At 44.3% G+C, this 12,904-nt stretch carries 5 protein-coding genes; 1 reads left to right on the plus strand and 4 read right to left on the minus strand.

Annotated elements, in window-relative coordinates; genetic code table 11:
- Nucleotides 1–87: 87 nt before the first annotated feature.
- From H70737_RS25030 to H70737_RS25045, 4 genes are all read right to left on the minus strand, one after another.
- Nucleotides 88–7,608, minus strand: a complete 7,521-nt coding sequence (locus H70737_RS25030) for an S-layer homology domain-containing protein (protein ID WP_042191681.1) — start codon at nt 7,606–7,608, stop codon at nt 88–90.
- 463 nt (nt 7,609–8,071) lie between these two features.
- Nucleotides 8,072–9,082, minus strand: coding sequence for a ketoacyl-ACP synthase III (locus H70737_RS25035; protein ID WP_042191683.1), 1,011 nt, complete (start codon nt 9,080–9,082; stop codon nt 8,072–8,074).
- 132 nt (nt 9,083–9,214) lie between these two features.
- The gene (locus H70737_RS30015; protein ID WP_052404417.1) at nt 9,215–9,928 is read right to left on the minus strand and encodes a DUF3153 domain-containing protein; all 714 of its coding nucleotides are present in this window, start codon (nt 9,926–9,928) and stop codon (nt 9,215–9,217) included.
- A gap of 472 nt (nt 9,929–10,400) precedes the next feature.
- Nucleotides 10,401–11,798: an MATE family efflux transporter gene (locus tag H70737_RS25045; protein WP_042191684.1), complete on the minus strand. Its 1,398-nt coding sequence runs from the start codon at nt 11,796–11,798 to the stop codon at nt 10,401–10,403.
- Between the two features lie 160 nt (nt 11,799–11,958).
- On the opposite strand from H70737_RS25045, the gene H70737_RS25050 reads away from it, so the two are divergent.
- Nucleotides 11,959–12,840, plus strand: a complete 882-nt coding sequence (locus tag H70737_RS25050) for a helix-turn-helix transcriptional regulator (protein ID WP_042191687.1) — start codon at nt 11,959–11,961, stop codon at nt 12,838–12,840.
- The last annotated feature ends 64 nt before the right edge of the window (nt 12,841–12,904 follow it).

Below are 12,904 nucleotides of genomic sequence, written 5' to 3' on the forward strand. Positions count from 1 at the left end.
AGTTTACAACGTCTCAGACCTCGATAAGATGTCTAAGCATTGTCTAAATTGAGGGGATTTTTCATGTAGGGAACTTACAATTTCATTTTAGAATTTCGCAAGTAGATTTGAAATACTTTGAGCTGCCTCGGCACGGGTTGTCATCGATTGCGGAAGGAAGTTACCATCCTGATGACCCATCAGAAGCATAGCTTCTAGCGCACCTTGTACATAGGTTACTGCCCAAGAACTAACTTTAGAGCTGTCATTAGTCGCATGGAATGAGCTTGCTTCCGGCTTAACGCCCGTACGATATGCATAGGCTCTTACCAGCATAGCTGCCATTTCCTCGCGGGTAATCTGTTGATTCGGGTTAAAACGATCCTCGGATACGCCTTGAATAATACCTGCTTCAAAGGTTGCATTGACCGCCTCTTCGTACCACGATCCAGCGACTACATCTTGGAATGAAGTCGGACGACTCGCAGTTAAGGAAAGCGCTCTGCTGAGGAGAGCTGCATATTCTGCTCTTGTGATGGAACCCGATGGGTTAAACATAGAGTCAGATTGTCCCTTCACAATTTGTTTAGCAGATAGTTCCTGAATAGTCTTGTATGCCCAGTGAATTTCAGGTACATCTCGATAGCTGTTTTGGAACGAAAGAACAACGTATTGGCTAAAATGATTCAAATCTACGGTAAGACTGGTTTTGGACGGATTCATCGTCCCCCCTAGATAGGTAAAGCTGCCATTTTCCTCAATACGATAAATACCCGCTAGAGCTGGATTGGTTCCATTTAGAATCGGTAGTGTTATCTTCACGGGTACTGGGAATTGCTTCAGTGAATATTTATTACCAGACTCATCTGACATGATTAATGAGAAGTCCATGATGTCACTAACCCGTGAATACGGTGGAGTTATTGTAAGTTGATTCGATTGAATGGCTTCCATCCTCAAAAGTATTGTTGCTGTCTTCGCAGTTGATGGCAGAAGCTTACGAAGCTCATTCAATACTTTGGAGGACATAACGGCACGAACCCCATTCACTTGAATCTCTAAATCCCTATTGCCGATCTGATCGAGTTGATCGATCGGAATCATAACTTGATTCTTATCCGCTTGAAGCTGCAAAATGATGTTTCCTTCAGCACTCTTCGTTAAGAGTTCATCTGGGATAACAACCACCCCTGCAGGCAGCTCCGGCTTCACCACCACTGGCGGCGTAACGCTTGATCCTGGGTTCCCCCCACCCGTTGGTGGTGTTGTCGAGGTATCATTTTCGCGCATAACAGCAATAGTGTAAATCTGTTTGGTTCCATCTTGAGCTGTCACAGTTACGGTGATCATATTAGTGCCGACATGTAAATCTCCACTGCCTGTTATCGATACAGTAGCCATAGGATCCGCTGCTGTATAGGTTACTCGCGTAACGGTTGTTGAGTAAGGTACAGTCAGTTCGTAGTTGTATTGCCCAGAGGCAAATCCACGAATCGTAGTTCCATTAACGCGAAGATCTACCAGATCTGCATTGCTTGAAGACTCCGCTTCAGGCTGACGCGTAATGATGATCGTATAAATATTTAGTAATCCGTCTTGAGCTGTCACGGTAACCATCACGACGTTCCTACCAACCTCAAGGGCTCCACTACCCGTAATCTTAACTACGCTAGTCGGATCGTATGCCGTATAGGTAATATCCGTTACCGACGTACTATAGGGAACCGTTACTTTATAGTTTAACGTACTAGGTGCAAAAGCTGGCAGAGTTTCCCCATTCATTCGTAGATCGGACAGCAGAATTTGGTTAGGTAAGGATTCTGACTCACGGATGACGATAATGGTATACACATTCGAGCTGCCGTCTGGAGCTTGGACATGCACTTCCACCAGATTCTCGCCTACTTGCAGAGACTTACCACCTATGACATGAACGCTTAGTAAAGGATCTGCTACCTTATAAGTGACCTCTGCGACCGAAACATTATTCGGTACACGAATCGCATAGTTCATTTGATCCGGTGTGAAGCCGATCAACGATTGACCGTTTACCTGAAGATCTACTAGTGTTGCCTGAGAGATCTGTACTTCTTTAGTTGCAGTGGTCAAATTCGGCATCGTTTCATGCCCTTTCGCATCTGCAATCATCGCTTGCGTAATTTGTACAGCAGTAGCCTTTTCTTGTGGTGATACTCCTAGCTTAAGAATCGGAGCATCAGCTTGAATGCCATTCGTTGAGGTTAGAATGATTCTTGTCATTCCATTAACCATCTCTTTGCGCATAATCTTAACGCCAGGTTGAGCCGGTTCAATCGATGAGAAGATGAGACTGCTGGAGTCTACATTCAAATCGATGGCTGTCACATCTGAAGTCGCATTGTTGATTGATACTTCATAACCGTTAACCTTTTGTGTAGCAGCATCAACTAATTTTGTGAATCGCAAGTCCGCAGCACCCGATTGTTTCTGTTCGGTTTGAGGTATGAACATACCGTCAATGACATGAGAATCTCCAATGGATGGGTTCAGGCCAAGTGCAGTTAGAACTGTTGCAGCCAAGTCTCTTGTATTCCCACCTTGCAATAATTTCTCCTTCCCGTCTTCGGTGGCTACTGTTCTACCATTCGCCGCGAAGAAGATTGTGGTGGCAAGGGGCTCATCTTGCCCATGACTTGTTGCCATACCCAAAGTTCCGTCTGCATTCTCTTTACCCCCACCATGGTCAGGCAGCATGAGGATGAGCGTGTCTTCCAACAAATGATTGTTCTTTAAAGCATCATAGATGGTCTGGATGTTCTTATCCGTCTTCTTTATTTGCTCATAATACGACTTCGTATAGAATCCATCACCATGGCCCGCCCCATCCATATCATCCAATTGGAAGAAAATTAACGAGGTATCTTTCGCTTTGCCGCTAGCAGCGTATTGCGTGAACGCCGCTACATCAGCTTCATCTCCTAGGGAATAACCTTCGACACCAACAGAAGGTTCAATATGCCCTTGAACGATGTTGCTCCAGGTGGAGAATACCGTTTGTTTAGTAGCAGGCAATGCCTCCCTAATTTTTTTGAATACCGTTGGGTAGTCCCATGATTCACTGTATGTGTAGGCTGCGGTATCGTCATTATATAGACCATGCTTTTCATAACCAACACCATTAATCATCGAACCCCAGTTTGGAGATGAGCTGGAAGGTAAAGTAGTTTTAGCCGTATAGCTAATAGCTCCATGCTCGATAATGTTCCGAATAGCTGGAATTTCCAGGCGATCACCTACCTTTTCTTTCTTGGAGCTAGGCGTCTCCCAATAAGGCGCATCCTTGGAGACTGCTACACCCCCACCATCAATCCCGATGACAACTACACGTTTATAGGGCTGGTAATGGGCTTGAGCTGCCATATCTGCCAGCTCTTCATCCGAAATGCCTTTCGCAAGTGCAAGATCACCTATCGTAACATAACCATCTGCATTAAGATCTTCGGAAGCTTTAGCATGGATCTGAATAACGGCAGGCGCCGATTCAAATGCCTTAATCGTTAGTTTTGTTGATCCAGTATAGAAATCCGCATGCTTAACTTCAATGATGCCTTGGCCGGAAGCACCAAGCGTATTGAATTTGAGCTCCGAGATTCTGGACTTTGCATACTCCAGCGGATTCTCGATGTTATAGACATTACCTCCTGGAAGTTCTAGTCTAACGATACCAGGGGTCGAAGCGTCTGTCTTCGTTGCGCGAGATGCGCTGACAAATTCGAACTGTTCTGGATCATACGCTATCTCAACGACAGCTTTGTCCACTTTAGTCGTCATATCAGGTGTACGCAAATCTAGATTATATCGGAATTGCGTACCTTGAACCGTGTGCTTAGCTCCAATCAGATTTAATGAACCTGAAAAATCCTCAATGGAAGCAAGCGGTGGAGCACTGTTATACATATTAGAAACTTCCTGCGCGGTTAATGTTCTTCCATACATATGAAGCTCATCAAGCTGTACTTGCAGCGCATTGCTGTAATTGCCTGTACCATCATTTCCGATCATGGTTGACAATCCTGTATCCAGCGTACCCGTTCGACCTGCAATGGTCATGGTGCTTGCTATACCCTGATAGTTCGTGCCATTAACTTTGGTCACATTTACAGGAACACCATCTTTATAAAAATCAACTCGCCCTGAAGCACGATCATGCGATATGGCGATATGATGCCAGGTGCCATCTACAACATTTGGAATTTGGGCATCTGCACGCGATTCTCCGGATGTATTGAAGTTCCATTGGAGTGCACTTCCCTTCAGTGCTAAGGCATAACCCACATTTGCACCAGAATCCCAATTTTTGTTGGATAGAATCGCAGGGTCTCCTGAGACAGAAGGCGATTTAACCCAAAATGAGAACGAGAAGTTCTTGTCCTTGCCGAATTGCAGACTTGTTGGCTTGCCAAGATCAACATATTGCAGCGCTGAGCTCTTGGAATCGATACTCAAGGCTTGACCGACGCGACCTTTCACGAACTGTGGATCTTTAACCGGTGTTGCCGGTATAGCATTTACAGATTGATCCTCCAAATTATTCTCGAAGGACATCTGTAGAAGTGTATCCGCAGAGAGCACTGAGCTACCAGTAAAATCGATTTCACTCATACTGGTGAATAAAGCGGTTGGGTTATAGGTGCTCGTGACAACAAATTTCACATATCTACCTTGTATCGCTTTATCCAGAATATTGAAGTCTTGATATCTCGTGCCTTTCCAGGTTTTCTGGAATGTGCCGATCGCTTTATTCGCCGGATTGCCCAGGTACGCCGGATCGGTCAAATCCGATAATTGATCCGAGGCGTAGAGTTCAAAATCCTTTGGAAATTCCAGAGCCGTCTGACTTAAGCGGCTAGTGCGCCCAATACCAGTTAAGTTCTTACTACCCTTCATGTCGATAATCACCCAATGTGGAAATGAAGCGACAGGCTCCTGCCATTTGGAATGCCAAATCGTAGCGGTATCGTTATCTAGGATGTTCGCAGCATTGGCATTTTCATTGTCCGCATAAGAACTAAAGGAGTTGATAGTGAATGCGTTCTTAGGAATAAAGGAATATATTGCTGCCTGTTGTATTTTTTTATAGACCCACTGAAGCTCGACATAAGCAAGGTCAATTTCGGTTGGGCTATTACTTGCCGTTAGTTGTCTGGCTTTCTGAAGTTGGTTCGCAAGCTCGTCCAACTGGTCTTTCGGGTAAGATACACCACTGACTTTATCGCTGTTCTTTTGGAAGGAAGCAGCATCATGAATTAATGTGGTGAGCTGTTCAAAGGTAAAGAGCTGAACACCCTTATAGGAATCCGACAATGCTTTGTTTTCCATGGCTGTGAGCGATCTCTTCCAGATTCTCAGATCATCTATGGTAATCGTTGCTCCGCCATTTCCTTTGTTGCCATCCACACCAATCAGCGTGTTAAAGGTTGTATCTACACTTTGAGTACCAAGCGAGGCGATACTCCCCGATGCCTTCTCCGTCCCATCTACATAAACTTTTGCTAAGTTGTTTGTTCTGTCCGCTGTAATGGTAAAGAGATGCCACTCCGTTCCTACACTTGATGCTGTAATATCCGCTCTTTTCGTTCCATCACTAATATTTAAGGTCATACCATTGGTGGAGGCAGGTCCAATATACCAGCCTAGGTTACCGCCACTATTCCAGTTTTTATTGGAAAGGATAGTCTGATCCCCGGAAAGATTGCCTTTGTGCCAGAAAGACACGGTGAAGCTTCCTGCTCCGAATTTCAAATCATCACGCTTGCCCAAATCAATATAATTACTATTACCCGCTGCAATGAGCGCAGCTTTATTGGATTTACCATCGACATACGATACATTGCCTGCTAGACTTGCAAGCCCTGTCACGTCTTTAGCTTCATCGGATAGGTTACCATCCAATCTCATATCGACCACTAGATCCTTCCACATGGTCGATGGATCAATTGGCGTCAGTTCAGGTGCTTCATTGCCGGCTGTGAACGATTGCTCTAGCGTTGCAGAGCGATTCCCGTAGGCATCAACAGCTGTCACTTGAACAATGTATGAAGATTGAGGTGCAAGTCCTTCGAGTGGAATATTCATTGCATTCGGAACCGGGGAAAAGTAATAGTCAGAGAATACATTCACAGATTTGCTGCTAACTCCAGACCTTTTATCGATAACATTGATCTCATAATGATGCATAGATTGATCATCTTTCGCTTGCTTAAAGGAAAGTAAAGGTACCGTATCCTGATTCGTTATGTCGAGTTCACTATTGAATACAGGAGCAATCTTATTACGGTTGGCCGTCGTGTACTTGAAATTGCTCTTAATCGCTTCATTCGTTGAGCCTTTTAGCTGAATGACCCACTTGTCTCCAGCAACTGTACCCGCACTGTTGAATGGAGGCTGCGGCTCAGCCGTCCATTTACCGTCTATGTAGATATCTCCAGGATCTGCGTTAAACGCAATCCGATCCACCTCAACCCGATCCGCATATACCTCAACGAAGTCGGCCTGACTGACAGGAAATTCAAAACGTCCTTCAAGTCCCTTCTTAGTCACTTGGGAGTAACCGCGATCGGATTCAATGTAAGACATGGAACCAAGGTTAACTGAAGTGAAATCCTTCTGATAAATGGAGCGATCATCACTAATATTCAGATGGGAATGTCCGGAGAAGGTAATCACTTGAGGATAGTCTTTGAGATCCGTATAAAGATTAGGATTCGATGCCTGTTGCCCATCCATTACCGTATTCGATATAGGTTGGTGCACATTCACGAAGATGGGGGTATTCTGATTCTTCGGATCAGCTGTGAGCTCTGCAAGTCTACCCTTTAGCCAATTACGCTGACCTGTATCTGAGTTGTAGTTGTTCCCGTTTAAAAATAAGAAATGATAGCCACCGATTTCAGATTCATAATAGCCATTCGGCTGGCTTGTGAACCAGTCCACAGGATAATGTTCGTTGACTTTAGCAACGGTGGAATCGTGGTTACCTATAGCCATTCGGATCTGGGTGTTATTCCACTGCTTTCTAGCTAAATTTTGCTCAAAAATTTCCCGAACCATCACATGATCATTAGGCTTGTCGTTCCCATTATCATTAATCATATCGCCAACGACGAGTATCGCATCCGGGTTCGGGAAAATTGACCCTATCGTATCAAAGAATTGGGTGTAACGTGCATCTGCTGAAGCATGTGAGCCTACATGTACGTCAGACATCGCTACAAACTGGAGCAACGGCTTTTCTTTGGTCTTGATGATATAAGAGAAGGTTACTCCTTTACTAGCTACACCATCTTTGATCGTAATGGCAGACAAATTCGTTGTTTTGGAAATCGAGATCGGCGCGTTATATTTTAAACTATGAACATCCGGAAGTGTGCCGTCGAGTGTATAGTAAATGTCAGCATTCTGCGTTGCAGTTGTGAGGTGGATCGTCTGCGCTTCTTCATATCGGCCGGCGGGTACAGAAGTCGTTGGTTGATCTACAGATAGAATCTCAGATTCTTCAGCTGCAAACACAGGGGTGATATTCGGCATCGTGGAACCAATCACTGTAAGTGCCAGTAATAATGCAACAAATTTCCTACCTTTTCTGAACAAAATCATCTCTCCCAAGCATTATTTTATAGTTTTGAATCCCATGAGAACTCTCCATCGACAAAAGAGCTAACTACCCTTATCTCGGATATATTCGATAACTCCTCCTTTCTTCATCCTATTCAAAGTACATACCATATTATTTTTTTTGGTAGACTGGGGTCTGCTGTGTTTATTGTAGGTATGGATTATTTGCCTAGCATTAAATATCTGTAAACTTCAAAAGATGCATCCAAAGGCTGTGATATGGGTCAAAACGCCTAACTCAATACCAAAAGATGCCTAATAAACGAATAACATCTGCATATCATTAGCCGAATATGATCACAACAGTAGCCTAATACATGCATAATATATGCCCAAAAATACTTTTAGTAATGAAACAAAAACGACCGTTCCTCGAAAAAATACCGAGAAACGGTCGTTGCTTTAACAAAGTTTTATTATTTATGTTTACCTGAACAACTCACAATAAAGTTGGCTCCCCTACTTGCTCATCCAAGTTCAGCTCTACCAGTTGACCGGCCTGCGTCAGCCCCGCACCAAAGCCATACATCAGAATCTTGTGCCCGTTCTTTACTTTGCCTTCACGAATGCCCAAATCAAGAGCTAAGGGAATTGTTGCGGCAGAAGTATTGCCAAAATTCACAAGACTATGCAGCACTTGCTCCATCGGATAGTTCATACGCTCGCAAATCGGCTCAATCATTCTCATATTTGCGCTGTGTGGAATAAACCAATCGATTTGCTCCAGACCCACTTCTGCTTTTTCAAGCAGCTGCTGTACACCGAGAGGAACGGTTCTGACCGCCCAACGAAATACCTCGCGTCCGTTCTGTACGAGCATCTGTGTATCTACCAGTTCAATATTATTCACCGTATGGGCTAGACCCGTGCGATACACATGATGCGCGCCGCTGCCATCACTAGCTAGCTGAAAGCCTAGAAATCCCGTCGATTGCTTATCACTCTCCACAAGCACTGCACCAGCCCCATCACCAAAAAGGATACATGTACTGCGATCAGTATAATCTGTAATCTTGGAGATCGTATCCGCACCAATCACTAGAACCTTACGGTGCATCCCTGAAGCAACATAGCTATGAGCTGTATGAAGTGCATATACAAAACCCGCACAGGCTGCGCTCAAATCTATAGCTCCTGCAGTCTGCGGAATATTTAAGCGGTCTTGAATCAAAGAAGCTACTGAGGGAAAGGAAAAATCAGGTGTACTAGTAGCTACAAGGACCATATCCACATCCTCAACGTTTTTTCCATAACGTTTCATTAGATCCTGTACTGCCGATACACATAAATCGCTTGTGTATTCATCCTGCCGACTAATTCTGCGTTCACGAATTCCAGTCCGCCCCACAATCCACTCATTATCAGTATCCACCATCTGCTCAAGATCGGCATTCGTCAGTCTTTTTTCCGGGACATAAGTTCCGATAGCTGTAATTTTTGCACCTGTCATTCCAATCACCTCTTCATTTAGTATCTGATATTAGTACTTGGTACTAATTATAACTCTACACCTGCTATAAAGTAAAGAAAGCCGGTAAAGCAGCATGGCTTCCCGGCACTATCAATACATATCTCGAACCATTTAAGCACGATTTACTTTACGGTGTTTTCTTTTTCTGACGAAAAATAGAATCGCAGCAATGATCACCACCACTAGGATGATTAACACGATCACTATGTTCCATACATTTGGCACATAAAGCTGCATTTTGATCGGCTCCGTATCCCCCAGCGTAACATTCCAGGTAAGTGTTCTGCCTTCATCAACAGCTGCATTATTATCACCAATTAGATCTATTGGCAACGTTAGTTTAAAATCAAATGCAAAGTTTTTCAACACCGCCCGAATAATCGGCTTTGATAAACTCAATGTCCCCATGTTATCCATAATAGTATCCACATAGCTATTAAATTGAGGCTGTGCCTCAACATCATACGTGGTATATAACAAATTCTTTTTAGTAACGAGCTGTAGATCCACAATATCCAGCCCCATAGAGGTTGAACCTATATCCTCAAATGAAGCGTAATTTTTCTGGATTTCATAGACTGTAGACTTACCTTCTTGTCGTTTTTCTAGCTGAATCCCTTCCTCCTTCAATTTATCTGTCAGACTCTTCTCCATTTTATCGCTGATCAATGCTTCTGTTCGGGAATCCAATTTCACATTCATTGCTAAATCTACGCTTTGATTCTTATTCACCGTGACGTGAACGGTACCATTAGAACATCCCGATATTAGTATCATCATTAAGAGCAGTGTTAGGATCGTCAAGCCTCTCCATTTTAACGGCATTTTCCTCAAACCCTTCAGTAGTATGTATTCATAAAACAGGTACCCATGCTCTAAAGGCTAACTCATTTATATCATAGAATCAAATTCTATATGAATGAATAATCAAATTTCAGAACCATCAAACTTAAATTTTATACTCGCACAAAAAAGAGGCTAACCCTTAAGTAATTATTTACTAATGGGTAGCCTCTCTCCGAAAACATCCCCAAACACCCACAGCTCGGTGGGCGATTGCGCAGCAGATGGGGATTAGTGCTTGGCGCACTTAGGGTGCTCAGTGGTGCTTGGAATGCTTGATGTTTGTTGTCGCTCGATGTTACTTGCAGTTCTCAAACTTTCTATTGGACTCCAGAGTTGCTATTTTCGAAAAAACGGCTCTTTTGGGCAACTATCGGACCCCAGAGACACTATTGGTGCAAAAAGACATCATTACACTCCATTGCCCACCATGGTACGGCTTATAGAGTCCCGCTCATATAGTTAACGAAGTACTTCTTTTCCCGGCTCCATGTAGTGAGGCATTCCCTTCACTCAAACCGATATCCGCCTGACGGATAACTTTCCTCCCTCTCCAGCGCATTAGAACAAGCATCCCCCGCACAAATTCATCAGCAATCATACAGCAGTAGATCCCTGTGAGCCCCCAGCCTAAGCTGATTCCAAACCAGTAAGAACATCCCACTCCAATAATGGACATAGACACGATGGAAGTATACATCGTATAACGGGTATCGCCGATGGCGTTCAGCGCATTACCCATGCCCATATTCAACATTTTGCAAGGTTGCAGTAGGAGATTTAGGGCCAGTAGGGAAATCCCAATCGCAATAATCCGCGGGTCGGAAGTAAAATAACCTAGCAGATTCCTGCCGAAAAGAAATAGCAGTAACATGTTCGCTGATACAATAGCCAAGCCGATATACAGCGTGCGATATGCACTACGATAAGCTTCTTTCAGCTTCCCTGCCCCGAACAAATGCGCGATCTGTATCTGTCCAGCCAGCGCGATTGCATACCCTAACGTGAAGCAAAAGGACTCTAAGGTATTGAGATAAGTCCGTGCGGCTAACGCTTCTGCGCCCAGTGCGGCTAGAAAGGAATAGACAATCAACTGAGAGAACACCCAGCAGGAAGAATTAATCCCTAGAGGCCAAGCAATCCTTATAATTTCCTTGAATAGCTTGCCGTTGAATATACGGAAATCCCTAAGTCTAATCTTAATCTCGAAGGAACCTCTAAACATGGTATACAGCATGATCACACCGACCAGTCTACTGATAATACTTGAGATTGCGATTCCAGCAAGCCCTAGCTGTGGCAGACCGAACATCCCGAATATAAAGGTATAGTTCAGAATAATGTGAATGACATTTATGATGACCCCTGTGTACATTGGTCCTCTGGTGTTCCCTGTATTACGAATCGCTGTTCCAAGGGAAGCAATCATCCCCACCAAAAACAGACCGCCACCGACATACGAGATATAGATATTGGACAGTGATAATAGCTCAGGCGATATATTTAGAATCCCCGCTATTGGACCCGCATAGAAGAACAGGATGATACTCACGACGATACCAAGAATGAGACTAACCGATACGCCCATAATTGCAATCGTACGCGCTTCGCTGAAACGTTTTGAACCCATTCTTTGCGCGATCAGGATCCCCGCTCCGCCCGCAAAGGTGGTAAAAAGTGTGGTCAACGCACCGAACAATTGATTGGAAATGCCGACTACGGCGACTGCATCGTCTGAAATACGGCTGACCATGAGCGTATCCACCGTACCTAGCAGGGTCTGTAGAAACACCTCTATAAATATAGGCCAAGCCAATACCCATAGTCCAAAGCCCTGTCTTTCTTTTTTCACTAAATAAACCTCCCCTTAAACCAAACATGCATACTGGACCTAAGAAACAGCATATTTTTTCTTTAGGTCAGACTAAATTATAGATGATATACTTTTGGTGATGGTACAGATTTCAAACCAATAATTTCATTATTTCAACCTCATAAAAGGAGATCTCTCCATGAACATTATTAATTTTACCGTCCCGCCAATGCCCTATTATATCGTAAGTGGATTGCATACCTTCTCACCAGGGCATTACCACATGAGCCGCCACAATATCAAGGTATTTGATTTGCTTGTAGTCAAGCAGGGCTGCCTATATATGAATGAAGGAGGTCTCACCTTTCAGGTACGTGCAGGTCAGGCACTGCTTCTTCGTCCAGATAGCCATCATTTCAGTACGGACAGCTGCAAGGAACATACCTCTTATTATTGGCTGCATTTTCAGACAGTGGGCGATTGGAATATCTCCGAGGCTATGGCTACAGCACCAGAGACAGAACACAACAGAGTGGAGCATCCTCTTCATTCAGACGAATTTAATATACGCACTTTTACCTTACAGCTGCCCCAATATACCTCTCTGCTGCAACCGTCCAAGATGGAGGAACTGCTCTCGCAGCTGAATCAACTAGCGCCTAATTCCCATTTGAGCGATACTCCATTTCAGCAGCAGCTGCTATTTCAAGAGGTTCTCCAGCAATTATCTGCCTCTCTGCGTCATGAGCGTCCCTCTCCCTCCAAAATATGTGCAGAGCAAGCTGCCTCCTATTTGCGCAGTCATTTCCGTGAGCGCATTACAGCACAGCAGCTAGGGGAGAACCTGAACTTTCATCCTGTATATATCGCTCGTTGCATGAAAAAGGAATACGGCTGTGCACCTATGGATTACCTGCTGCACTACCGAATTCAGCAGAGTAAGCTATTGCTGATGCAGACCAGTTACACGATTGCCCGGATCGCCGAGGAGGTCGGCTTCAATCAAGCGCCTTACTTCAGCTCCAGCTTCGTCCGCATTGAGGGAACCACTCCGAGGGAATTCCGCCAGCGCTTCTCGTAGTCTCCTAAAATACAAAAAAAGGGATGTTCCCCCGCCTTTTTGGCTTAAGGAACATCCCTTGCTC

It is taken from the genome of Paenibacillus sp. FSL H7-0737, from assembly GCF_000758545.1.
In the GTDB taxonomy this organism is placed as follows: Bacteria; Bacillota; Bacilli; order Paenibacillales; family Paenibacillaceae; genus Paenibacillus_AQ.

Excerpts from the sequence above, each read along its gene's own strand:
- H70737_RS25035 (WP_042191683.1), bottom strand. The coding sequence starts at position 9,082 with ATGACAGGTGCAAAAATTACAGCTATCGGAACTTATGTCCCGGAAAAA.
- H70737_RS30015 (WP_052404417.1), bottom strand. The coding sequence starts at position 9,928 with ATGCCGTTAAAATGGAGAGGCTTGACGATCCTAACACTGCTCTTAATG.
- H70737_RS25050 (WP_042191687.1), top strand. The coding sequence starts at position 11,959 with ATGAACATTATTAATTTTACCGTCCCGCCAATGCCCTATTATATCGTA.